The sequence below is a fragment of the Streptomyces sp. SudanB52_2052 genome (assembly GCF_964272415.1).
GTDB lineage: Bacteria > Actinomycetota > Actinomycetes > Streptomycetales > Streptomycetaceae > Streptomyces > Streptomyces olindensis.
This window is the reverse complement of sequence record NZ_OZ186796.1, coordinates 5,852,949-5,875,809: the sequence shown is the minus strand read 5'-3', so window position 1 is coordinate 5,875,809 and position 22,861 is coordinate 5,852,949. Positions and strand designations below refer to the sequence as shown.

Sequence of the window (22,861 nt, the reverse complement as noted above, 5' to 3'; positions counted from 1 at the left end):
GGGGTGACGCAACGTCGGCCTCGTATCAAGACCTGTATACATGGATAAATGGTGTATATCGATGCGTCACAGCTCGAGCTAGACCAGAAGTCACCGGATGGTGTGGCGCACGATGGTCCTTCTTGCGCATGCCTGTCGCCCTGACGACGGACCCGGCGACGGCCGAGTTGGTGCCTCCAGCAGCTTCGGGAGGACCCACCCGACGACCACGAACACGAAGGATGTCCCGGTGAGCGGGGCCACGAGGCAGGGACTGGAGGCTGAGATGGCGGTCCTGCGGGAGGAGCTGAAGAGGCGCGCACGGACGCTGGAGGCCGCCCGCTCCGGCTTATGAACGTGGTGGGCCGATGGCGAGGCCCGAGCCGCGCGAGCGGGGTGATGCGGCACTCGCCGAGCGGATCCGGGCCATTCACACCGAGCGGGACGGCGCCTGGGGCCATCCCAGGGTCACCACCGAACCGACTGCGGCGGCGCAGGCGCGTGACGACGACCGTACTCGATCCGTCCGCCACGCCGGTGCCGGACCTGTTCCGGCGGGACTTCGCCGCCACAGCGCCGAACACGACGTACGTCGGCGGCATCACCTGTCTGCCGTGGGCGACGGCGCGTTCCCCGATCTGACCGAAAGCCACTCCCCTGCCGAGCAGGCCGTGGACGACAGGCCGGCGTTCGGCGATGGCGCGTTCGCTTGTCAGCACCTGTCGCTTCGCCGAGTTCGCCCAGCGGTCGCAGGGAGCCGCAGACGTCTCGTCGACCGCGTCTGCGAGGCCTGCCGCAGGTGCGGCACTGAGGGCTCAACCCACTCCCTCGCTTTCGGAATCCGCCGAGCGGCGAAAAGCCAGGCTTGATGCTGCACAATGCCCTGACCCCGCGACCGATAAGCGGAGCGCCTCTCCCTGGGCAGATGAGGATGTCACCTGATCCGCACGCGAGGGAGAGGCGCTTTCAGGTTAGGGCCACGATCCCCCTAGGGAATCGAGAAAGACCCCTGACCGTCGAACTGGAATCAAACGATCACGACCCGCCCAGAGGGATCAAAGCGCCTCAGTGATGTCGATCGTGATCGTGTTCGTGTTCGTGTTCGTGTTGTCGTTGTCGTTGACGTTGACGTTGGTGTTGGTGTTCTCCACGACGACGGGACCGTCGAAGTCCTCCTCGCCGGCGCTGGCAGCGGAGGCGGATCCGGCGAGGAGGGCCACTGCCGCGAGGGTCGCGGCAGCACCCCGCTTCATGCTCTTGCGCATTTGATATCTCCGTTCTGTCCCTTCCCCGTTGGAAGGAACAGAACTGATGTTGCCCCACCACCCAAGCAGGCACCACTTGGAAGGTTCCCATCTCCGGAACTTCATCCGCTTGGCCCCAAAGGGCGAGCAATAAAAAATACAGAATTCCCAGGTCACGGTACACCTGTCACCCAATGGAGTAATGACACACCGTCTGAGCAACAGAGTGCAATCACCTCGCGGACCTTGCGAGAACCGGGACTGTCGGCGCAGACGCCGGGCGACCGCGGCGGTGTCCCTCTTCACCCGGAATCATGTAGTCGTCGTCCGTCATCGGGAGTTCTCCCGCAGCACTGCCGCCGGCTTTCGCGCTGTACGCGTGTCGCGAACACCCCAGATCCACGCCCGCACGTCCGGGCACTTCCCAAATTGCCTCGTACGTACGGCCGTTGTCAGGGCTGACGCTGCGCATCGCTGCACAGCCGTATCACCCAGTGCGGACAGGGCGGAGCCTGCTCCAGAAGCAACCGGCGCCGCTGCTGTGCATCGTTCTCTATGGAGCGGTAATTCGACGCCCCGTGGGCGAAAGAGAATTCCGCGTGCTTGCCTGCCCAGCTGGCGCCGATCTGTCCCAGCTCGCTGCCGGGTTCGGCTAGGCACCACCACCGCCTACCGGTACGTCGCCGAGGCCGTCGACGTCCCGGCCTCCTTCGCCCCGACGCTCACCGAGGCGGTGAAGGTCGCCTCCACCAGGCGTTCGTGATCCTGGACGCACGCTGTTGCCGATCGAAAGGATCGCCGCCGACCGACCTTTCCACTCCGGGACACACAAGAAGCACGGCATGGACGTGCAAGTGATCGCCGACCCGCAAGGGGCGACTGCTATGGGCATCTCCCGCGCTGCCCGGAGCAGTGCGAGTCCTACTGGGAGCGATGGGAGACGCTGTCCGCTGGTCAGCAGGCCGCCAACCGCTCCCACGCGAAGATCCGTGCGCTCGTCGAGCAGGCCATGGCCACCCTGAGGGCCTGGCGGCTTCTGCGCGAGCTGCGATGCTCCACCACCCACATCACCCGCCTTGTTCAGGCCGCCCTCACCCTGCACCTGGTCTGCTCAAACTGAGGTTGGAAAACGCTCAGGACCTGATGAGTTCGCCGGCGGCATGCCCCACAAGGTCGGCCGCCGTCCACCCAGACCTCAAGGGTCGCGGAATGGACGGCGGCCGTGTCCGTCAGTCAGGTGCCGACTGGGGAGTACCGTCAGGAGGAGCAGATCGTCGCGCTCTCACCGCCGGTCTGCAGCGTGGCACAGACCTCCTCGACTCTGGGCACGGTGACGGTGACGCTCTCCTGAACACCGGCCTGAACGGTCTTCTGGACGTTCGCAAGCTCGGTGTCGCCCGCCGTGAGTCTCACGCCGACGGTCCGCGTCTGGTCGCATGTAACGCTGACGCTGACCGTACTGGTCACGTTGTTGCTGGCCTTCTGGAGGCCGAGGGAGCAGGGGAAGTTCTGCTGTGGAGCGGCCTGCGCGGGCGCGGCGGCGAAAAGCGGCGCGGAAGCCAGCAGCACAGTGGCCGCCGAACGGAGCATGTGATGATGCATCGGTCCTCCAGATGTCAATCGAGCTGATCGCCCCATAGGCGGTCAGCACTCTCGATCGCAGCGCATAAATGTCCCTTTAGCGCCGTTCGGTGAGATGTGATCACGGGCGCGTGAGCCCGGCAATCCGCCACGCCCAGCTGATCACTCGCTCCCCCACAGGAGTGAAGAAGAGGCTGAGGGGTCCTTGCACTATGAGCGTCCGATCAGGTCGCCGAAGGGCAGTCGGCGATGCTGCTGGTCGCCGTCGGTTGGGCGAGGGCCGGAGTGCGCGTCAGGTCACCGCTCGGGGTGCCGGACGCCGTCCCGGAAATTCCCGCGCCCCTCACCGGCGCACCGCTCCCGGGCCGACGGACCTTCGCATGCCGACCGGCCGAGCACGGGCCTGGCTGTGAGTGACGGTCATGTCGTCGGATGCCCCGCCCCAGGGTTCGACCATACGCGGTAATCAGCTCCAATCAGGAGTGAAAGGTGCTAACAGGGCATTTCGACGATGAAGCGCCCGGCCATCCTCGGATCAGCAGCAGCGAACACCGTCACGGGTCCGCCCGAGGAAGGCTCTTCAGGATGCGAGAAATGTTCACCGCCCGGCGGCGGATCGCCGCGGCGATCGCCGCGGCGGCCGCGGCCGCCGTCATCGGGTGCGGTACCGCCCTCCCCGCCGAGGCCGCCCCGGCCGCCGGAGAAGTGCTCCATGAGGATTCCGCCAACGCCATCGCCGAAAGCTACATCGTCACACTGAAGGAGTCCGCCGGGTTCAGGGCGGACTCGGAGGAAGGCAACCAGTTGGCGACCAAGTACGGCGCCACGGTGGAGACGGCCTACAACTCCGTGCTGAACGGCTACGCCGTCCGTGTGGGCGCCTCCGGAGCGAGGAGTTTCGCGTCCGACCCGGCCGTCGCGTCCGTCGAGCAGAACCAGAAGGTCCACTACGACGGGACCCAGTACTACCCGCCGTGGGGACTGGACCGGATCGACCAGGCCCGCCTTCCGCTCAGCCGGACGTACACCTATCCGAACACTGCGGGCAATGCCGCGACCGTCTACGTGCTCGACACGGGTGTGCGCATCACTCACCAGCAGATCGCCGGCCGTGCCTCGTACGGGTATGACGCCATCGACGGTGACACCATCGCATCCGACGGCAACGGTCACGGAACGCACGTCGCCACCATCGTCGCAGGCAGGACGTACGGCGTGGCGAAGCTCGCCAGGATCGTTGCGGTACGGGTGCTCGACAACGACGGGTACGGCAGCGTTGCCGGCGTCATCGCGGGTGTCGACTGGGTCACTTCGCACCGCAACCGGCCGGCGGTCGCCAACATGTCACTGGGCGGGAGCGCCAGCACGGCGCTGGACACCGCGGTGCGCAACTCCATCGCCTCCGGTATCACCTATGCGGTCGCCGCAGGCAACGCGAACGCCGATGCCGCCAACTTCTCACCAGCCCGAGTGAGTTCTGCCCTCACCGTGGGAGCCAGCACCATCACCGACTACAGGGCAGATTTCTCCAACTACGGTTCCGCGCTCGATATGTTCGCCCCCGGGGTGTCGATCCCCGGTGGCTGGCACACCAGTGACACGGCGAGGGCCACTCTCTCCGGCACCTCGATGGCGACCCCCCACGTCGCAGGGGCGGCGGCCGTGTACCTCACCTCCCGCCCCACCGCCAGCCCGGCGACCGTGCACAGCGCTCTGGTCAGCGGAGCAACGACCGGAGTCCTTCGGAACATCGGGCCCGGCTCACCCAACAGGCTCCTCAGACTCGTTCCCTAGGGGACCAGTTCCAGGAGTGTCCTGCGGAGAACCGATCATCTGGTCCCGTACGCCCGGTCCGCCGTCCTGATCGCCTCCGTGAGGTCGTGCAGTTGCTCGTCCGCGCGGTCCCTCGCCACATCCTCAGCGCGCTCGGCGAGTTGCTCCAGCGATGGTCGGCCGGGGAGTTGCGGCCGACGGGTGTCACCGTGGCGGAGGGCGTCGGCGAAGTACGCGGCGATCGCCGCGACTTGGAGGCTCTCGGGTGAGGCCCAGACGTCATCGTGGAGTGCCCGGGCCTCCAGGTCGCCTGACTCCTCGTGCGGGGTCCGGGTGTCCGGGTCGAGCCAGCGGACGGTCGCCGTGACGAGGTGCCCCGAGGCGGCGGGCCGGGTGCGGACCGCGTAGAGGGCGGTGACCGTGTGGCCGGGGCCGACCTCACCGCCGTCGACGCCGTCGTCGCGGAAGTCGTCGTCGGCGACCCGGCGGTTGTCATAGCCGACCAGGCGGTACTCGGCGACCGTCTGGGGGTCGAAGGCGACCTGGGCCTTGGCGTCGCGGGCGGCGAGGTCGATGTTGCGCGGCAGCTGCTCGCAGAAGACCTCGCGGGCGTCGTCGGTGTCCGACACGTAGACCGTGTGGCCGTCGCCGCGGTCGGCGAGGCGTTCCATGATGGCGTCGCCGTAGTCGCTGCCGACGCCGACGCCGAAGAGGGTGATTCCGTGCTCACGGCGGGCGTCCGCCACGCGTTCGAGGATGGAGTCCGGATCGGTGTCGCCGGTGTTGGCGAGGGCGTCGGAGACCAGGACGACCCGGTTGGTGGCACCCTCGCGGTGGCCCTCGACGGCGGTGGCGTAGCCGGTCTCGACGCCCGCCCCGAGGTTGGTGGAGGACTGGGTGTCCAGCTCGGAGATGGTGTCGTGGACCTTGTCCCGGTTGCCGTCGAGGCGGGTCATGGGCAGGACGGTCTCGGCCTCGTCGCTGAAGGTGACGATCGCGACCGAGTCGTCGTCCCGGAGCCGGTCCGTCATCACGGCGAGGGACTTCTGGGCGAGGTCCAGGCGGCCCGGTTCGGCCATGGAGCCCGAGACGTCGATGACGAAGGTGAGGGCAGCGGGCAGGCGTTCGCCGGTCCGCCCGTCGGTGCGGGTGGCCAGGCCCACGCGGACCAGGGACCAGTCCTCCTGATCGGTGCGGGCGCCGTCGACGGTGACCGAGAAGCCGTCGCCGTCGGGGCGTTCGTAGTCCTGGCGGAAGCTGTTGACGAACTCCTCGGGGCGGACCGTCGACGGGTCGGGCAGCCGCCCTCCGGCGAGGGTGCGGCGGGCGTAGGCATAGGAGGCGGTGTCCACGTCCAGGGCGAAGGTGGAGAGGTGGTCCTCTGCCGGCTGCCGTGAAGAGTGCTCGTGGTCGCGGTCCAGGTCCTCGGGCTGTGCCGGGGCCGGGAAGCCGGAGTTGTGGCCGCTACTGTCCGAGGCGCTGGTGCCCTCGCCTGCGCCGCCCTCGCCGCAGCCGGTGAGCAGCAGGCCGCCCACCGTCGTGAGCGCCAGCAGTGCGCCACTCAGCTTCCGTGTCCGGAACCGCTGGTGCCGCCCGTACTCCTCGTGCCGGTCCATCGTCCGTGCCCCCTCGGTCCGTTGACGTCGGCTTCTTCCGACTGTGACGGCGCAGGGGGCCGGAACGTGCGGTACGGAGAGTTGCAGAAGCGTCTCGAAGCGGCTACGGAGGCGGCCCGTCGAGACCGGTGGGTGACCCTCCGGAAGCGACGGTGCTGTCCAGCGCCGGTGAGCCGGGTCTGCGTCGACCGGCTCCTGAACCACCCTCGTGCACCTCACCTCCGGTAAGAGCAAGCAGAACGCCGTCAAGTCCATGGTGGTCACGGACGGGGACGGCCGGGTGCTCTTCTGCAGCCCGACCAGGCCCGGAAGCCGCGCGGGCATCACCGCCGTGGAGATCCTCGCCGATGCCGGCTGTCAGGGCCTGGGCGCGCAGACCGGCAGCGCCAGCGCAAGGCACACTCATCACGCCGTATCCGGGTCGAACACGGCAACGCCCATCTGAAGAACTGGCGGGCGCCGACCCGCCGCCTCGGCCGCCGCGAGCGCATGAGTCACCCCGTGCAGGCCGTCGCCGGTTTGCTGTCCCATCAGCAGACCGCGGACCTGACGTCGGCGCGGCGGAGGTGAAACCGAGTCCCGCCGCCATCCTCGACGCCTCACCGTTACCGTGCACGAGCTCGTTAGGACACCACGTCCTTGCGGGCGAAACCGCGGAAGGCCAGGGCGAACAGCACGAGCGCGTACGTTACGGAAATCGACGTGCCCTGGATCATTTCCGTCCACTGCAACTGCGGCTGGACGGCGTCGAGCCAGGCGTACTGCCAGTGCGCGGGCAGGAAGTGGCGCCAGTCGCCGAGGGCCGTCACCTCGTCCAGGACGCTGCCGATGATGGTGAGGAACACCGCGCCGCCGACCGCGCCGAGGGGTGCGTCGGTCCGGGTCGACAGCCAGAACGCCAGGGCGGCGGTGACCAGTTGGGACACCATGATGTACACGACGACGATCAGCAGGCGCTGGGCCGCCGTGCCGGTGGGGAGGGTGCCGCCGGTGGGCAGCTGGAGCGGGCCCCAGCCGTAGGCGGCCGTGCCGACGATGAGCGCGACGACCGGGAGCAGGACCAGCGCGGCCAGGCTGAGCGTGAGTCCGACGACGAGCTTGGACCACAGCAGCCTGGCCCGGGGCACGGGTGCCGCGAGCAGGTATCGCAGGGAGGACCAGCTCGCCTCGGAGGCGACCGTGTCCCCGCAGAACAGCGCCACGGGGATGACGAGCAGGAAGCCGGCGGAGGCGAAGAGGTTGACGGCGGCGAAGTTGGCTCCGGACGCGGTCGCCGTGTCCATGAGGTTCACCCGCTGGTTGCCGCCGCCCGGCTCGCCGCCGACCTGGAAGGCGATGAGCAGGATGAGCGGCAGGGCGAACAGGACGCCGCCCATGACCTGGGTGCGGCGCCGCTTCAGTTGCCGGACCAGCTCGACGCGGAAGGGCAGGGTGCGGCCCGCGCGGTAGCCGTCGGCGACCTCGACGGGCGGCTCGGCGAGCTTGCTCATGCTTCGGCTCCGATCAGGGTGAGGAAGGCGTCCTCCAGGCGGCGGTGCGGGCCGACTGACCGGACTGCCACGTCCAGCCGTACGAGGTCGGCGACCAGGCGCTGCGGGGTGCCGTCGGCGTCCAGCTGGACGAGGAGGCCCTCGTCGGCGCGGACGGCCGAGGCGACGCCCGGCAGGGCGGCGACCTTCTCGACGACGGGCTCGTCGACGGGCGTGGCCGTGCCCACCAGGAGCGTGTCGCCCGAGCCGACGATGTCCTCGACCGGGCCCGCCTGCACGAGCTGTCCGTGGTCCATCACGACCAGGTGGGTGCAGGTCTGCTCCACCTCGGCGAGGAGGTGGCTGGAGACGATGACCGTGCGGCCGGCGGCGGCATAGCGGATCATCACCTCGCGCATCTCGCGGATCTGGGGCGGGTCCAGGCCGTTGGTCGGTTCGTCGAGGATGAGCAGGTCCGGCAGGCCCAGCATGGCCTGGGCGATGGCGAGGCGCTGGCGCATGCCCTGCGAGTAGGTGCGCACCGCGCGGGCAAGCGCCTCGCCCAGGCCCGCGATCTCCAGGGCCTCGTCGAGGTGGGCGTCCTCGGGCGGGCGGCCGGTGGCGCGCCAGTACAGCTCCAGGTTCTCGCGGCCGGACAGGTGCGGCAGGAAGCCCGCGCCCTCGACGAAGGCGCCGACCCGGGAGAGCACCGGGGCGCCCGGGCTGATGGCGTGGCCGAAGACGCGGATCTCGCCGCCGTCCGGCTTGATCAGGCCCATCAGCATGCGCAGGGTGGTCGTCTTCCCCGCTCCGTTGGGGCCGAGCAGGCCCAGCACCTGGCCCTTCTCCACGCGGAAGGACAGGTCCTTGACCGCGTACCGGTCGGCGGACTTCGCGTACCGCTTGGTCAGGTCGGTGATCTGGAGCGGGACTTCGGCCAGGGCGGGGTCCGGCGGGGCCGCCGCCACCGTACGGCGGCGGCCCGTGAGGACGAGCGCCAACGCGATGCCGGCGCCGGCCAGTGGCAGCCACCACACCCACGCGGGCAGCGGGCCCTGGGTGTTGCTCTGGCCGAGGCCCGAGGGGACCTTCAGGTCGCCCTTGAGGGAGACGGTGTACGTCGCCGGGGCCGTCGGGGAGGCGTAGCCCAGGTCCGTGGAGGCGAGCACCAGGCGCAGCCGGTGGCCGTCGTCGATCTCGTGGTCGATCGCCGGGAGGGTGATGGTGACGTCCTTGCCGGCCTTGGCGCCCTCGACGCGCACGGGCGTGACGAGCTGGGAGGGCAGGACCGGCTGGGTGCCGCCCGGGCCGACGTCGTAGAGCTTGGCGAAGAGCACGGCGTCGTCGGTGGTGGACTTGACGTGGACGGTGGCCGTGGGCGAGCCGGTGATCTGAAGGTCCTCGTGGAACGGTGCCGACTCGAACGCGGCGAACTGGCCGGGGAAGTCGAGGGAGACGCCGATACCGAGCGTGGACAGCTGGCTGAGGCCGCCGGCGCCGCCGAGGCCGGGCAGGGCGGAGACGCCGGGCGGGCTGGCGCCGGGAGGGTTGTCGAAGCTCTGCTCGCGGCCGGCCAGGGCGAGGGAGCGCTGCTTGCTCTCCAGGCCCGGGTAGCGGTCCGAGGTGACGCCGGTCAGGCGGGGTTCGCCATCGCCGGAGCCGAGGCCGAGGGTGCGGGTGACGCGGAAGGCTGGACCGGTGTCGACGCCCTTGTCGTCCTTCAGGTAGCGGTCGAACCAGCTCTGCACGCGGTCATGGAGGCGGCTGGTCTCCATGTCGCCGCCGTCGTGGCCGCCCGCGATCCAGTCGACGTCGACGGGGGCGCCGTTGGCGCGGATCGCCTTCGCGGCCTGGTCGGCCTGGCCGAGCGGGAACAGGGAGTCGGACTGGCCCTGCATCAGCAGCGTCGGCACCTTGATGTCCTTGCCGACCGCGGACGGCGAACGCTCCTCCAGCAGCTTGCGCGCCTCGGCGTCCGGCGTGCCCGACTCGGCGACCCGCTCGTACATCCGGCACAGCACGGGCTCGAACCGCTCACAGCCGCCGCCGGAGTTGACGAAGATGCCGGCCCACAGCTTCTTGAACACGCCGTTCGGGAACAGCCCGTCGGCGAGGTTCCAGTACGTGATCGCCGGGGCGATGGCGTCCACGCGCTGGTCGTGGCCCGCGGTGAGCAGGGCAATGGCGCCGCCGTAGGAGCCGCCGGCCATGCCGACGCGGGGGTCGCCCTTCTTGTCGAGCTCGACCTGGGGCTGCTCGGCCAGCCAATCGATGAGCTTCGAGACGTCGGCGACCTCGCCCTTCGGGTCGTTCAGGCCGATCTTCCCGGTCGACTTGCCGAAGCCGCGGGCCGACCAGGTAAGGACCGCGTAGCCGTCCCGGGCGAGATCCTCGGCCTGCTGCCGTACGTCGTTCTTGCTGCCGCCGAAGCCGTGCCCGAGCAGGACGGCGGGGCGGCGGCCGCCCGAGCCGGAGGTGAAGTACGAGGTGTCGATGCGCACCCCGTTCCCCGTGTCCAGGACCCGGTCGGCGCGGTCGACCGGGGGCACCTCGTCGGACGCGACGGCCGTCCACGTTCCCGCTCCCGCGAGCACGACGACGGCGGCCCCGGCGGCGAGGAGCCTCCGGGGCCTCCGAAGCAGCCCGTTCAGCCCGGGCAGTCGAAGATCCATGCGTCAACGGTACGGGGTGAACCTGTCGAACAGTTGTCGACCGGAGACCGAAGTGGGAGACCTTCCAGGGGACTACGAGGGGTCTTCGGCGTACTGCGGGTGGTGTACGGCGTCGAGCTCGGTTCGGCCTCTGCGTTGCCGGGCGCGGGTACGTCGTGGTTGCTCGCGCAGTTCCCCGCGCCCCCAAGACGGGGGCGCCTGCGGGAACCGCGGGCAGTCCCCGGAGAACCTCAGTGGTTGCGCGGGAAGCCCAGGTCCACGCCCGCCGGGGCGTCGGCCGGGTCCGGCCAGCGGGTGGTGACGACCTTGCCGCGGGTGTAGAAGTGCGTGCCGTCGTTGCCGTAGATGTGGTGGTCGCCGAAGAGCGAGTCCTTCCAGCCGCCGAAGCTGTGGTAGCCCACGGGGACCGGGATCGGGACGTTCACGCCGACCATGCCGGCCTCGACCTCCAACTGGAAGCGGCGGGCCGCGCCGCCGTCCCGCGTGAAGATCGCCGTGCCGTTGCCGAACGGCGAGTTGTTGATGAGGTCCAGGGCCTCCTCGTAGGTCTCCGTGCGCAGCACGCACAGGACCGGGCCGAAGATCTCGTCCTGGTAGGCCTTGGCGCTCGTGGGGACCTTGTCGAGGAGTGAGATGCCGATCCAGTGGCCGTCCTCGAAGCCGTCGACGGTGTAGCCGGTGCCGTCCAGGACGACCTCGCAGCCCTCGGCCGCCGCGCCCTCGACGTAGGACGCCACCTTGTCGCGGTGGACCTTGGTGATCAGCGGGCCCATCTCCGACGTCGGGTCGTCGCCGGGGCCGATCTTGATCTTCTCGGCGCGCTCGCGGATCTTCCCCACCAACTCGTCGCCGATGGCGCCGACCGCGACGACCGCGGAGATGGCCATGCAGCGCTCGCCCGCCGAGCCGTAGGCCGCGCTCACCGCCGCATCGGCGGCCGCGTCCAGGTCGGCGTCCGGCAGGACCAGCATGTGGTTCTTGGCGCCGCCGAGCGCCTGGACGCGCTTGCCGTTGGCGGAGGCGGTGGTGTGGATGTAGCGGGCGATCGGGGTCGAGCCGACGAAGGAGACGGCCTTGACGTCCGGGTGCTCCAGGAGGCGGTCGACGGCCACCTTGTCACCGTGGACGACGTTGAAGACACCCTCCGGGACACCGGCTTCCGCCAGCAGCTCGGCGAGGCGGATCGAGGCCGACGGGTCCTTCTCCGACGGCTTCAGCACGAACGTGTTGCCGCACGCGATGGCGATGGGGAACATCCACATCGGCACCATCGCCGGGAAGTTGAACGGCGTGATGCCCGCGACGACACCGAGCGGCTGGCGAATCGAGGAGACGTCGACGCGGCTCGCGACCTGCGTGGACAACTCGCCCTTCAGCTGCACGTTGATGCCGCAGGCCAGGTCGACGATCTCCAGGCCGCGGGCGACCTCGCCGAGGGCGTCGGAGTGGACCTTGCCGTGCTCGGCGGTGATCAGCTCGGCGATCTCGTCGCGGTGGGCGTCGAGCAGCGCCCGGAACCTGAAGAGGATCGAGGTCCGCTGGGCCAGCGAGGACTGGCCCCAGGTGGCGAAGGCCTCCTTGGCGGCGGCGACCGCCGCGTCCACCTCGTCGACCGAGGCGAACGCGACCTTCGTCGTGACCTCACCGGTCGCCGGGTTGGTCACCGGCCCGTGCGTGCCCGAGGCGCCTTCGACGGTCTTGCCGCCGATCCAGTGGTTGACGATCTTCGTCATGGCCGGGAACTCCTTCACAGATGGCGGCGTCGGGTGGAGACGTGCCGTTCGTACAGCTCACGTGCCTTGACCGCGGACGGCCGTGTCGCGGTCTCGGCCACGGGTACATCCCACCAGGCCTGCGCGGGAGGCGCGCCCGACACTGTGTCTGCCGTTTGGGTCTCCACGTAGACACATGTGGGAGTGTCGGCGGCCCGGGCCTCGGCGAGGGCCTCGCGCAGGTCCCGCACGGTCTTCGCGCGCAGCACGCGCATGCCGAGGCTGGCCGCGTTGGCGGCGAGGTCCACGGGCAGCGGCGGGCCGGTGTACGAGCCGTCCTCGGAGGGGTAGCGGTACGCGGTGCCGAAGCGCTCGCCGCCCACCGACTCGGACAGGCCGCCGATGGACGCGTAGCCGTGGTTCTGGATGATCAGCACCTTGATCGCGACGCCCTCCTGCACGGCCGTCACGATCTCCGTCGGCATCATCAGGTACGTGCCGTCACCGACCAGCGCCCACACGGGCCGGTCCGGGGCGGCCAGCTTCACGCCGATGGCGGCCGGGATCTCGTAGCCCATGCAGGAGTAGCCGTACTCCAGGTGGTACTGGTCGCGGGACCGGGTCCGCCAGAGCTTGTGCAGGTCGCCGGGGAGGGAGCCGGCCGCGTTGATCAGGATGTCCGACTCGTCGACGAGGGCGTCCAGGGCGCCGAGGACCTGCGGCTGGGTGGGGCGGGTGTCCGGCTCGTCCACCTCGTAGCAGGCGTCGACGCGCTGCTCCCAGCGCTCCTTGTCCTCGGTGTACTCGGTCGCGTAGGTGCCGGCGACCCGGTACGCGTGCAGGCGCAGGGCGTCGGTGAGCTCCTGGAGGCCGCTGCGGGCGTCCGCGATCAGGGGCTGACCGGCGAGCTTGTGGCCGTCGAAGGGGGCGATGTTGAGGTTCAGGAACCGCACGTCCGGGTGGGCGAAGAGGGTGCCGGAGGCGGTGGTGAAGTCGGTGTAGCGGGTGCCGACGCCGATCACCAGGTCGGCGGTGCGGGCCAGTTCGTCCGCCGTGGCCGTGCCGGTGTGGCCGATGCCGCCGACGTCCTGGGGGTGGTCGTGGCGCAGGGAGCCCTTGCCGGCCTGGGTGGAGGCGACCGGGATGCCGGTGGTCTCGGCGAACTCGGCGAGCGCCTCCTCGGCGCGGCTGTGGTGGACGCCGCCGCCCGCGACGACCAACGGCCGCTTCGCCGCGCGGATCGTGTGCACGGCGTCCAGGAGTTCGGTCGGGTCGGCGCCGGGACGCCGTACGGTCCAGGTGCGCTCGGCGAAGAACTCCTCCGGCCAGTCGTACGCCTCGGCCTGCACGTCCTGCGGCAGGGCGAGCGTCACGGCGCCGGTCTCGACGGGGTCGGTGAGCACGCGCATCGCGTTCAGCGCCGACGGGATCAGGGCCTCGGGGCGGGTGATCCGGTCGAAGTACCTCGACACCGGGCGCAGGCAGTCGTTGACCGACACGTCGCCGGCGTACGGCACTTCGAGTTGCTGCAGGACCGGGTCCGCGGGGCGGGTGGCGAAGATGTCGCCGGGCAGGAGGAGCACCGGCAGGTGGTTGATGGTCGCGAGGGCCGCGCCGGTGACCAGGTTGGTGGCGCCCGGGCCGATGGAGGTCGTCACCGCGTGGGTGGAGAGGCGGTTCGACTGGCGGGCGTAGCCGACCGCCGCGTGCACCATGGCCTGTTCGTTGCGGCCCTGGTGGTAGGGCATCTCCGCGGCGTGCTCCAGCAGCGCCTGGCCGAGGCCGGCGACGTTGCCGTGGCCGAAGATGCCCCAGGTGGCGCCGATGAGCCGCCGCCGGACGCCGTCGCGCTCGGTGTACTGGGCGGCGAGGAAACGGACCAGCGCTTGTGCGACGGTCAGGCGGGTGGTCATCGGTACCCCTCCGTGTGGTCCGGGTGGAAGCAGATCCGCCACTCCCTCGTCTCCCCCGGACCGGCCATGACGTTCAGGTAGTACATGTCGTGGCCGGGCTGGGCGATCGACGGGCCGTGCCAGCCGTCGGGGACGAGGACGGCGTCGCCGGAGCGGACCTCCGTGAGGACGTCGGATCCGCCCTCACGCGAGGGGAATACGCGCTGGTAGCCGAAACCGTTCGGGCCGTCGATCTCGAAGTAGTAGATCTCCTCCAGCTCCGACTCCTCGCCGGGCCGGTGCTCGTCGTGCTTGTGCGGCGGGTACGAGGACCAGTTGCCGCCGGGCGTGATCACCTCGACCGCGATGAGCCTGTCGCAGTCGAAGGCGTCGGCCGAGGCGAAGTTGCGGACGCGGCGCAGGCAGGTGCCGCTGCCGCGTTCCTCGACGGGGACCTCCGGCGCGGGGCCGTAGCGGGCGGGGAGTTGTCGCTCGCACTTCGCTCCTGCCAAAGCAAAGCGGCCTCCCGCGCCGGAGGCGATCTGGACCCGGGCGTCACGGGGCGCGTACGCGAAGTCGGTGACCGACGCGAACACGTTCTCCCGGCCCGAGAGGGGGAACTCCTCGTCCTCGACGCGCACGGTGCACGCGCCGGACAGGGGCAGCACGATCCACTCGCTGTCCCCGGTGGTGAAGGTGTGCGTGCCGCCGGGTGTCAGCTCCACGATCCGCAGACTGCTGTGCGTCCAGCCGGCCCGCTTGGGGTCGATGTCCAGGACGTAGTTCACGTCGGCGGTGGTGCCCTTGGGGACGTACAGCTCACTGGTCATGAAGCGGCCCTCACAGCAGTCCTACGGCGGTGTCCACGGCGGCGGCCACGTCACCGTCCGCCGGGTACAGCAACGAGCGGCCCACCACCAGCCCGCGCACGGTGGGCAGTTGGAGGGCGCCGCGCCACTTCTCGTACGCCCCGGCCTGCTCCTCGGCGGAGCCTCCGACCTCGCCGCCGAGCAGCACGGCGGGCAGTGTGGAGGCGGCCATGACCTCGGCCATGTCGTCGGGGTTGTCGGTGACCGGCACCTTCAGCCACGTGTAGGCGGAGCTGCCGCCGAGGCCCGAGGCGATGGCGATCGACCGGGTGACGGCCTCGGCGGACAGGTCGTTGCGCAGCCGGCCCGTCTCGTCGCGGCGGCTGATGAACGGCTCGACGAACACGGGGAGCTTGCGGGCGGCCATGGCGTCGACGGCCCGGGCGGTGGACTCCAGGGTGGTCAGCGAGCCCGGGTCGTCGTAGTCGATGCGCAGCAGCAGCTTGCCCGCGTCGAAGCCGAGGCGCTCGATGTCCTCGGGGCGGTGGCCGGTGAAGCGGTCGTCGAGTTCGAAGCGGGCGCCCTGGAGGCCGCCGCGGTTCATCGAGCCCATGACGACCTTGCCGTCGAGCGCGCCGAGCAGCAGCAGGTCGTCGAGGATGTCGGCGGTGGCGAGGACGCCGTCCACGCCGGGCCGGGACAGGGCCAGGCAGAGGCGTTCGAGGAGGTCGGCGCGGTTGGCCATGGCCATGCTGCGGCCGCCGACGCCCAGGGCGCCGCGGGCCGGGTGGTCGGCGGCGACGATCATCAGCCGGCCGTTGTCGTTCAGCAGCGGGCGCCGGGTGCGGCGGGCGGCGGCCTCGGCGATCGCCTCCGGGCGGTGGCTGCGCAGGCGGACGAGTTCCAAGACGTCGACGGTCACTGGACGGCCCCCGCGGTGACGGCCGCCTCGATCTCGGCCGGGGTGGGCATCGCGGAGGAGCACTCCAGGCGGGAGGCGACGATGGCGCCGGCGGCGTTGGCGTGCCGCATGGTCTTCTCCAGGTCCCAGCCGGCCAGCAGGCCGTGGACGAGACAGCCGCCGAAGGCGTCGCCGGCGCCGAGGCCGTTGAGGACGTTCACCGGCAGCGGCGGGACCTCGGCGCTCTCCCCGGCGCTGTTCACCGCGAGGACGCCCTTGGGGCCCTGCTTGACGACGGCCAGTTCGACCCCGGCGTCCAGGAGGGCGCGGGCGGCGGCGTGGGGTTCGCGCACGCCCGTGGCGACCTCCACCTCGTCGAGGTTGCCGACGGCGACGGTGGTGTGGCGCAGGGCCTCCTCGTAGAAGGGGCGGGCCGCCTCCGGGTCGGTCCAGAACATGGGGCGCCAGTCGAGGTCGAAGACCGTCGTGCCGGACTTGGCGCGGTGGGCGAGGGCCGCGAGGGTCGCCGTGCGGCTGGGTTCCTCGCTCAGGCCGGTGCCGGTGATCCAGAAGACGCGGGCCTCGCGGATGGCGTCGAGGTCGAGCTCGTGGGCGTCGATCTCCAGGTCGGGGGCCTTGGGCTGCCGGTAGAAGTACAGCGGGAAGTCGTCCGGCGGGAAGATCTCGCAGAAGGTGACCGGGGTGGGCAGGCCGGGCACCGGGGTGACCCAGCGGTCGTCCACGCCGAAGTCCTTCAGGGCTTCGTGGAGGTAGGCGCCGAAGGGGTCGTCGCCGGTGCGGGTGATCAGCGCGGTCCGCCGTCCCAGGCGGGCCGCGGCGACCGCGACGTTGCTCGCCGAGCCGCCGAGGAACTTGCCGAAGGACGTGACCTGCGGCAGCGGGACGCCCGTCTGGAGCGGGTACAGATCCACTCCGATCCGCCCCATGGTGATCAGGTCGTACGCCATCGGTGTCCCCTCGGTGTCGGCTCTCCCCGGCTTTGTAGCCCCCTTCACGAAGCCCTGTCAATGTTTTGTCCGGACATTCGGACCAGATCATGACAGCGCTTTCGACGCGACCTGGTCCGTGTTCCCGCGTCAAGGCGCCCTCCTACCGCAAGCACGGCCTGCTGCCCCCGCCCGACCACGTCGAGGGCGGCAAGCCCTACTGGTACGCCGACACCGTCCGGGCCTGGGTCGCCGCTCGGTCCGGCAACCGCACCCGAAGAGCCGACTGATCCGCCCCCGCTCCGACCTCGTGCCCCACCATCGCGTGGGGCACGGTTGTCCGCCGGCGCATCAGCTCCACGGCTCGATGACCGTCGCCCCCGCTCCCGGCGCCGTTCCCATCGCGGCCAGCGCGGACGGGGCCTCGTGCAGCGGGATCGTGGACGTCACGAGCAGGTCGGGGCGCAGCACACCGCTGCGGACCAGCTCCAGCATCGGCGGGTAGGCGTGCGCGGCCATACCGTGGCTGCCGAGGAGTTCGAGCTCCAGGGCGATCGCGCGGGCCATCGGCACGGGGGTCGTACCGTCCGGCGAGGGCAGCAGGCCGACCTGGACGTGCCGGCCGCGGCGGCGCAGGCCGTTCACGGAGGCCGCGCAGGTGGCGGGCGAACCGAGGGCGTCGAGCGAGAGGTGGGCGCCACCGCCGGTGAGGTCGCGGACCGCCGCCGCGGTGTCCGGCACGGCTCGCGCGTCCACGCACCGCGCCGCGCCGAACTTCCGCGCCAGGTCCAGGGCCCCGGCCGACACGTCGACGGCCACGACCCGGGCGCCCGACGCCGCCGCGATCATCACCGCCGACAGCCCGACCCCGCCGCAGCCGTGCACCGCGACCCACTCCCCCGCCGCGACCCGGCCCTGCCGCACCACCGCCCGGTACGCCGTGGCGAACCGGCAGCCGAGGGAGGCCGCCGTCGTGAAGGACAGGTCCTCGGGCAGCGCCACGAGGTTCACGTCGGCGTGGTCCAGCGCCACGTACTGGGCGAAGGAGCCCCAGTGCGTGAAACCGGGCTGGGTCTGCCGCTCGCACACCTGGTGGTCCCCGGCCGCGCAGGACGGACAGGTACCGCAGGCGCAGATGAACGGCACGGTGACCCGGTCGCCGGGCCGCCACCGTCCCACCCGGGCGCCCACCGCCTCGACGATCCCGGCGAGTTCGTGCCCGGGCACGTGCGGCAGGGCGATGTCGGGGTCGTGCCCCTGCCAGCCGTGCCAGTCGCTGCGGCACAGCCCCGTGGCCTCGACCCGCACGACGACCCCGTGCTCCGCCGGCTCCGGATCGGCGACCTCCCGCACCTCGGCCGTCTCGCCGTACCGCTCGAACACCACGGCCCGCATGGCCCACCCGCCTTCCGTTCGTTGTCGCGCCCGGGCCGCTGGACGTCTTCGCTCCCGGGCAGTCAGACGCTAACCGGTGTGGTGGCGACGTCGTGCAGTGATACCCCCTAGGGGTACAGTTGGAGAGGTGGGGTCTCACAGGCCCCCACAGCCCCACTTGCCTCGACGAGGAGTTACGACATGACCGCCCAGACCGATACCACGGGCTCCGTCACCACCGTCTACAAGGTGAGCGGCATGAGCTGCGGCCACTGCGAGGGCGCCGTGTCCGGCGAGCTCTCCCAGCTCTCCGGCGTCAGTTCCGTGACGGCCGTCGCCTCGACCGGCGAGGTCACCGTCGTCTCGGCGGCCCCGCTCGACGACGAGGCCGTACGCGCCGCCGTCGACGAGGCCGGCTACGAACTGGCCGGCCGGGCCTGAGCCGGCCGGGTCCGGCGACCAGCCAGGTCTGAGAGCCACCAGTCCTGGCACTCGTACCCGGGTACGGGCCGTACACGCCGCCGCCCCGGCCCGTACGGCCCGTTCCGCTCCCCGGGCGCCCCGCACCTCCTGGAGTACGGACATGACCAGCACCACCGCCAAGGCGCCGACGGACCCCGAGCCCGCCCTCGCCGAGGTCGAGCTGCTCATCGGCGGGATGACCTGCGCCTCCTGCGCGGCCCGCGTCGAGAAGAAGCTCAACCGCATGGACGGCGTCACGGCCACGGTGAACTACGCGACGGAGAAGGCCCGCGTCACCTACCCCGCGGGCACCGAGGTCGCCGACCTGATCGCCACCGTCGTGAAGACCGGGTACACCGCCGAGGAGCCCGCGCCGCCGCGCGAGGAGGCGCCCGCGGCCGAGGAGGCGGATCCCGAGCTGTCGGCGCTGCGCCGGCGTCTCGTCGTCTCCGCCGCCCTGGCCGTCCCGGTGGTCCTGCTGGCCATGGCCCCGGCGCTGCAGTTCGACAACTGGCAGTGGCTCTCGCTCACCCTGGCCGCCCCGGTCGTCGTCTGGGGCGGACTGCCGTTCCACCGTGCGGCCTGGACGAACGCCCGGCACGGCGCCGCCACCATGGACACGCTGGTCTCCCTCGGCACGCTGGCCGCGTTCGGCTGGTCCCTGTGGGCGCTGTTCCTGGGTGACGCGGGCATGCCCGGCATGCGGCACCCCTTCGAGCTCACCGTCTCGCGCGGGGACGGCGCCTCCTCGATCTACCTGGAGGTCGCCTCCGGCGTCACGGCCTTCATCCTGCTGGGCCGCTACCTGGAGGCCCGCTCCAAGCGCCGCGCCGGGGCGGCCCTGAAGGCGCTGATGGAACTGGGCGCCAAGGAAGTGGCCGTCCTCCGCGACGGCCGCGAGGTGCTGATCCCGGCGCAGCGGCTGGCCGTCGGCGACCGGTTCGTCGTCCGGCCCGGCGAGAAGATCGCCACCGACGGCACGGTCGTCGAGGGGGCCTCCGCGGTGGACGCCTCGATGCTGACCGGCGAGTCGGTGCCGGTGGACGTGACGGCCGGGGACACGGTCACCGGCGCGACGGTCAACGCGGGCGGCCGGCTCGTCGTCGAGGCGACCCGGGTCGGCGCCGACACGCAGCTCGCGCGGATGGCGAAGCTGGTGGAGGACGCGCAGAACGGCAAGGCCGAGGTGCAGCGGCTCGCCGACCGGATCTCCGGGATCTTCGTGCCGGTCGTGCTGCTGATCGCCGCCGCCACGGCCGGGGTGTGGCTCGGACTGACCGGCGACGGCGTCGCCGCGTTCACCGCGGCCGTCGCCGTGCTGATCATCGCCTGCCCGTGCGCCCTGGGCCTGGCCACGCCGACCGCGCTGATGGTCGGCACGGGCCGGGGCGCCCAGCTCGGCATCCTCATCAAGGGCCCGGAGGTCCTGGAGTCCACGCGCCGGATCGACACGGTCGTCCTGGACAAGACCGGCACGGTCACCACCGGCCGGATGACCCTCCAGGAGGTCCACGTCGCCGAGGGCGTGGACGAGAAGCAGGCGCTGCGGCTCGCGGGCGCCGTCGAGCACGCCTCCGAGCACCCGGTGGCCCGCGCGATCGCCCTGGGCGCCGAGGAGAGGGCCGGGCGGCTCCCGGAGGTCGAGGAGTTCCGGAACGTCCCCGGGCGGGGCGTACGCGGGCGTGTGGAGGGCCGTGAGGTCGCCGTGGGGCGGCTCTTCGACGTCGTACCGCCGGAGCTGGCCCGCGCGCGGGACGAGGCGGAGCGCGCCGGGCGTACGGCGGTGCTGGTCGGCTGGGACGGGGCGGCGCGGGCCGTGCTGGCCGTGGCGGACGCGGTGAAGGAGACCAGCGCGGAGGCGGTGCGCGAGCTGCGCGCGCTGGGGCTCACGCCGGTGCTGCTGACCGGGGACAACCGGGCGGTGGCCGAGGCGGTGGCCGCCACGGTCGGGATCGACCGGGTGGTGGCGGAGGTCCTGCCCGAGGACAAGGTGGACGCCGTACGGCGGCTGCAGGCCGAGGGCCGGGTCGTCGCCATGGTGGGCGACGGCGTCAACGACGCGGCCGCGCTGGCCACCGCCGACCTGGGCCTGGCCCTGGGCACCGGCACGGACGCGGCGATCGAGGCGGGCGATCTGACGCTGGTGCGCGGGGACTTGCGGGTGGCCGCGGACGCGATCCGGCTGTCCCGCCGGACGCTGGCCACGATCAAGGGCAACCTCGTGTGGGCCTTCGGCTACAACGTGGCGGCGCTGCCGCTGGCCGCCGCCGGCCTGCTCAACCCGATGATCGCGGGGGCCGCGATGGCCTTCTCGTCCGTTTTCGTCGTCACGAACAGTCTGCGACTGCGGACATTCCGGTGAAATCGCCCGAATTCGCCCCAAGTTCGCGGCGAACGTGATTTGAGCCCCTCTGGAGTCCCGGGCCCGGCTCACATAAGCTCTTCACAAGGCTCGCGCATCATCCTTACGCTTGAGCCCCGGTCGCCATATCCGGGCTCTTGCGTATCTAACGGACATACGCAAGAGACGCAGATCACAGTGACGTGAACGTAACCATTCAAGGGGTTCGAAGGTCTAAGTTGACGATGTCAGGGAGCGTCTTGGGGGGCGCCACCTGGCATCTGGAGATGTCTTGGGGGACTTCTCCAGAGATGCGTTGCCGGGGCACGTACACCGGGAAGCTTTGAGCGGCCCTCCCGGGCGTGCGCTGTCCCGGCAGATCGCACAACACAGGAGTACGGCGAGTTTTGCTCGTTGTGCTCACACAGCGATTCAGGCGCTGTCCTCACAGACGCCCGGCCGGATCCCGTGGGGGGAATCCGAACCGGGACTGGGAAGGCGCCCTGGTCGTCGGCCCGTGGGGGGACCGGCGCTCCGGGGCGCCTTCTACGTTTCCCGCGCCCGCCCCGGAGGCTGTCGGCGCACGCGAAAGCCCCCGCACCCGGCAGCCGGATACGGGGGCCCGAAGCGGGACTGCGGCTCAGCGCTCCTCGACGGGAACGAAGTCGCGCTGGACCACGCCCGTGTAGATCTGGCGCGGACGGCCGATGCGGGAGCCCGGCTCCTTGATCATCTCGTGCCACTGGGCGATCCAGCCCGGCAGCCGGCCGAGGGCGAACAGGACCGTGAACATCTCGGTCGGGAAGCCCATGGCCCGGTAGATCAGGCCCGTGTAGAAGTCGACGTTCGGGTAGAGGCTGCGCGAGACGAAGTAGTCGTCGGAGAGCGCGTGCTCCTCCAGCTTCAGCGCGATGTCCAGCAGCTCGTCGGACTTGCCGAGCGCGGAGAGCACATCGTGCGCGGCGGCCTTGATGATCTTGGCGCGCGGGTCGAAGTTCTTGTAGACCCGGTGGCCGAAGCCCATCAGGCGGACGCCGTCCTCCTTGTTCTTCACCTTGCGGATGAAGGAGTCCACGTCGCCGCCGGAGTCGCGGATGCCCTCCAGCATCTCCAGCACGGACTGGTTGGCGCCGCCGTGCAGCGGGCCCCACAGGGCGTTGATGCCGGCGGAGATCGAGGCGAACATGTTCGCCTGCGAGGAGCCGACCAGGCGGACCGTGGAGGTCGAGCAGTTCTGCTCGTGGTCCGCGTGCAGGATCAGCAGCTTGTCGAGCGCGGAGACCACGATCGGGTCGAGCTCGTACTCCTGCGCGGGGACCGAGAAGGTCATGCGGAGGAAGTTCTCGACGTAGCCGAGGTCGTTGCGCGGGTAGACGAACGGGTGACCGATCGACTTCTTGTACGCGTACGCCGCGATCGTCGGAAGCTTCGCGAGCAGGCGGATGGTGGAGAGGTTGCGCTGGCGCTCGTCGAACGGGTTGTGGCTGTCCTGGTAGAACGTGGACAGCGCCGAGACGACCGAGGACAGCATGGCCATCGGGTGGGCGTCCCGCGGGAAGCCCTTGTAGAAGTTCTTGACGTCCTCGTGCAGCAGGGTGTGCTGCGTGATGTCGTTCTTGAACGCCGAGAGCTGGTCGACGGTCGGCAGCTCGCCGTTGATCAGCAGGTAGGCGACCTCCAGGAAGGTGGAGCGCTCGGCCAGCTGCTCGATCGGGTAGCCGCGGTACCGCAGGATCCCCGCTTCGCCGTCCAGGTAGGTAATGGCGGATTTGTACGCGGCGGTGTTGCCGTAACCGCTGTCCAGCGTCACCAGACCGGTCTGGGCGCGGAGCTTTCCGATGTCGAAGCCCTTGTCACCGACGGTGCTGTCGATCACCGGGTAGGTGTACTCGCCGTCGCCGTACCGCAGTACTACAGAGTTGTCGCTCACGTCTTCCCTCACCGACGTTGTGCCTCATCTTCGAGGTGCCCTGACTGTCTCTACCATCCCCCACTTGGCTCAGGAGAGTGCACTCGGGGTCGACCATCGGGCCTACTGACGGCACTGAGTGCCGCCAACTTGCTCATCCTGCCCCCTGTGTTCCCCTTC

At 70.7% G+C, this 22,861-nt stretch carries 18 protein-coding genes and 1 pseudogene; 7 read left to right on the top strand and 12 right to left on the bottom strand.

Annotation, left to right across the window (positions count from 1 at the left end):
- Positions 1-480 precede the first annotated feature (480 nt).
- Complete coding sequence (locus ACSUPV_RS26320) at positions 481-621, top strand: hypothetical protein (RefSeq protein ID WP_436948678.1); 141 nt, start codon at positions 481-483, stop codon at positions 619-621.
- A gap of 413 nt (positions 622-1,034) precedes the next feature.
- Here the strand turns inward: ACSUPV_RS26320 and ACSUPV_RS26315 are convergent, their stop codons facing one another.
- Complete coding sequence (locus tag ACSUPV_RS26315) at positions 1,035-1,244, bottom strand: hypothetical protein (protein WP_436948677.1); 210 nt, start codon at positions 1,242-1,244, stop codon at positions 1,035-1,037.
- 596 nt (positions 1,245-1,840) lie between these two features.
- Between ACSUPV_RS26315 and ACSUPV_RS26310 the strand changes: the two are divergent.
- A pseudogene (locus ACSUPV_RS26310) lies at positions 1,841-2,343 on the top strand (transposase family protein); the annotation flags it as partial.
- A gap of 137 nt (positions 2,344-2,480) precedes the next feature.
- Here the strand turns inward: ACSUPV_RS26310 and ACSUPV_RS26305 are convergent.
- Positions 2,481-2,825 carry a hypothetical protein gene (locus tag ACSUPV_RS26305; protein WP_436948676.1) on the bottom strand — a complete coding sequence of 115 codons (345 nt, stop codon included), beginning with the start codon at positions 2,823-2,825 and terminating at the stop codon, positions 2,481-2,483.
- Positions 2,826-3,389: 564 nt separating this feature from the next.
- Between ACSUPV_RS26305 and ACSUPV_RS26300 the strand changes: the two genes are divergently transcribed.
- On the top strand, positions 3,390-4,598 hold the full coding sequence (locus tag ACSUPV_RS26300; protein ID WP_037765976.1) for a S8 family peptidase: 1,209 nt from the start codon (positions 3,390-3,392) through the stop codon (positions 4,596-4,598).
- Between the two features lie 35 nt (positions 4,599-4,633).
- Here the strand turns inward: ACSUPV_RS26300 and ACSUPV_RS26295 are convergent, their stop codons facing one another.
- The gene (locus ACSUPV_RS26295; protein WP_436948675.1) at positions 4,634-6,193 is read right to left on the bottom strand and encodes a YfbK domain-containing protein; all 1,560 of its coding nucleotides are present in this window, start codon (positions 6,191-6,193) and stop codon (positions 4,634-4,636) included.
- 208 nt (positions 6,194-6,401) lie between these two features.
- On the opposite strand from ACSUPV_RS26295, the gene ACSUPV_RS26290 reads away from it, so the two are divergent.
- The gene (locus ACSUPV_RS26290; protein WP_436948674.1) at positions 6,402-6,638 is read left to right on the top strand and encodes a hypothetical protein; all 237 of its coding nucleotides are present in this window, start codon (positions 6,402-6,404) and stop codon (positions 6,636-6,638) included.
- A gap of 178 nt (positions 6,639-6,816) precedes the next feature.
- Here the strand turns inward: ACSUPV_RS26290 and ACSUPV_RS26285 are convergent, their stop codons facing one another.
- The 7 genes from ACSUPV_RS26285 to iolC form a co-directional block, all read right to left on the bottom strand.
- Positions 6,817-7,683, bottom strand: coding sequence for an ABC transporter permease (locus tag ACSUPV_RS26285; protein ID WP_359789923.1), 867 nt, complete (start codon positions 7,681-7,683; stop codon positions 6,817-6,819).
- Complete coding sequence (locus ACSUPV_RS26280) at positions 7,680-10,334, bottom strand: CocE/NonD family hydrolase (RefSeq protein WP_436948673.1); 2,655 nt, start codon at positions 10,332-10,334, stop codon at positions 7,680-7,682. Before ACSUPV_RS26280 ends, ACSUPV_RS26285 begins: the two co-directional genes overlap by 4 nt.
- Positions 10,335-10,564: 230 nt before the next feature.
- Entirely contained in the window at positions 10,565-12,067 is a 1,503-nt protein-coding gene (gene mmsA / locus ACSUPV_RS26275) for a CoA-acylating methylmalonate-semialdehyde dehydrogenase (RefSeq protein WP_436948672.1), read from the bottom strand.
- Between the two features lie 14 nt (positions 12,068-12,081).
- Complete coding sequence (iolD, locus tag ACSUPV_RS26270) at positions 12,082-13,959, bottom strand: 3D-(3,5/4)-trihydroxycyclohexane-1,2-dione acylhydrolase (decyclizing) (RefSeq protein ID WP_359789919.1); 1,878 nt, start codon at positions 13,957-13,959, stop codon at positions 12,082-12,084.
- The gene (iolB, locus tag ACSUPV_RS26265; protein ID WP_382609410.1) at positions 13,956-14,768 is read right to left on the bottom strand and encodes a 5-deoxy-glucuronate isomerase; all 813 of its coding nucleotides are present in this window, start codon (positions 14,766-14,768) and stop codon (positions 13,956-13,958) included. Before iolB ends, iolD begins: the two co-directional genes overlap by 4 nt.
- 10 nt (positions 14,769-14,778) lie before the next feature.
- Positions 14,779-15,669, bottom strand: coding sequence for a Cgl0159 family (beta/alpha)8-fold protein (locus ACSUPV_RS26260; RefSeq protein WP_037765993.1), 891 nt, complete (start codon positions 15,667-15,669; stop codon positions 14,779-14,781).
- The gene (gene iolC / locus ACSUPV_RS26255; protein WP_037765995.1) at positions 15,666-16,616 is read right to left on the bottom strand and encodes a 5-dehydro-2-deoxygluconokinase; all 951 of its coding nucleotides are present in this window, start codon (positions 16,614-16,616) and stop codon (positions 15,666-15,668) included. Before iolC ends, ACSUPV_RS26260 begins: the two co-directional genes overlap by 4 nt.
- An 89-nt stretch (positions 16,617-16,705) precedes the next feature.
- Here iolC and ACSUPV_RS26250 point away from each other — a divergent pair, with 89 nt between their 5' ends.
- Positions 16,706-16,885: a hypothetical protein gene (locus tag ACSUPV_RS26250; protein ID WP_078650967.1), complete on the top strand. Its 180-nt coding sequence runs from the start codon at positions 16,706-16,708 to the stop codon at positions 16,883-16,885.
- Positions 16,886-16,946: 61 nt separating this feature from the next.
- Here ACSUPV_RS26250 and ACSUPV_RS26245 read toward each other — a convergent pair whose 3' ends face one another.
- Positions 16,947-17,990 (bottom strand): zinc-dependent alcohol dehydrogenase family protein, encoded by a 1,044-nt coding sequence (locus ACSUPV_RS26245; RefSeq protein WP_359789917.1) that lies wholly within the window; start codon positions 17,988-17,990, stop codon positions 16,947-16,949.
- 180 nt (positions 17,991-18,170) lie between these two features.
- Here ACSUPV_RS26245 and ACSUPV_RS26240 point away from each other — a divergent pair, with 180 nt between their 5' ends.
- Together ACSUPV_RS26240 and ACSUPV_RS26235 are read left to right on the top strand one after the other, a co-directional pair.
- The gene (locus tag ACSUPV_RS26240; RefSeq protein WP_031121085.1) at positions 18,171-18,410 is read left to right on the top strand and encodes a heavy-metal-associated domain-containing protein; all 240 of its coding nucleotides are present in this window, start codon (positions 18,171-18,173) and stop codon (positions 18,408-18,410) included.
- 142 nt (positions 18,411-18,552) lie between these two features.
- A complete protein-coding gene (locus tag ACSUPV_RS26235; RefSeq protein ID WP_382609421.1) occupies positions 18,553-20,793 on the top strand; it encodes a heavy metal translocating P-type ATPase in 2,241 nt (746 codons plus the stop codon).
- A 619-nt stretch (positions 20,794-21,412) separates the two neighbouring features.
- Here ACSUPV_RS26235 and ACSUPV_RS26230 read toward each other — a convergent pair.
- Entirely contained in the window at positions 21,413-22,702 is a 1,290-nt protein-coding gene (locus ACSUPV_RS26230) for a citrate synthase (RefSeq protein WP_031121088.1), read from the bottom strand.
- Between the last annotated feature and the right edge of the window lie 159 nt (positions 22,703-22,861).

Coding starts and splice junctions, on each gene's coding strand:
- ACSUPV_RS26250 (WP_078650967.1), top strand. CDS start 16,706: ATGACAGCGCTTTCGACGCGACCTGGTCCGTGTTCCCGCGTCAAGGCG.
- mmsA (WP_436948672.1), bottom strand. CDS start 12,067: ATGACGAAGATCGTCAACCACTGGATCGGCGGCAAGACCGTCGAAGGC.
- ACSUPV_RS26235 (WP_382609421.1), top strand. CDS start 18,553: ATGACCAGCACCACCGCCAAGGCGCCGACGGACCCCGAGCCCGCCCTC.
- ACSUPV_RS26315 (WP_436948677.1), bottom strand. CDS start 1,244: ATGCGCAAGAGCATGAAGCGGGGTGCTGCCGCGACCCTCGCGGCAGTG.
- ACSUPV_RS26285 (WP_359789923.1), bottom strand. CDS start 7,683: ATGAGCAAGCTCGCCGAGCCGCCCGTCGAGGTCGCCGACGGCTACCGC.
- ACSUPV_RS26240 (WP_031121085.1), top strand. CDS start 18,171: ATGACCGCCCAGACCGATACCACGGGCTCCGTCACCACCGTCTACAAG.
- ACSUPV_RS26245 (WP_359789917.1), bottom strand. CDS start 17,990: ATGCGGGCCGTGGTGTTCGAGCGGTACGGCGAGACGGCCGAGGTGCGG.
- iolB (WP_382609410.1), bottom strand. CDS start 14,768: ATGACCAGTGAGCTGTACGTCCCCAAGGGCACCACCGCCGACGTGAAC.
- ACSUPV_RS26280 (WP_436948673.1), bottom strand. CDS start 10,334: ATGGATCTTCGACTGCCCGGGCTGAACGGGCTGCTTCGGAGGCCCCGG.
- ACSUPV_RS26295 (WP_436948675.1), bottom strand. CDS start 6,193: ATGGACCGGCACGAGGAGTACGGGCGGCACCAGCGGTTCCGGACACGG.
- ACSUPV_RS26300 (WP_037765976.1), top strand. CDS start 3,390: ATGCGAGAAATGTTCACCGCCCGGCGGCGGATCGCCGCGGCGATCGCC.
- iolC (WP_037765995.1), bottom strand. CDS start 16,616: ATGGCGTACGACCTGATCACCATGGGGCGGATCGGAGTGGATCTGTAC.
- ACSUPV_RS26305 (WP_436948676.1), bottom strand. CDS start 2,825: ATGCATCATCACATGCTCCGTTCGGCGGCCACTGTGCTGCTGGCTTCC.
- iolD (WP_359789919.1), bottom strand. CDS start 13,959: ATGACCACCCGCCTGACCGTCGCACAAGCGCTGGTCCGTTTCCTCGCC.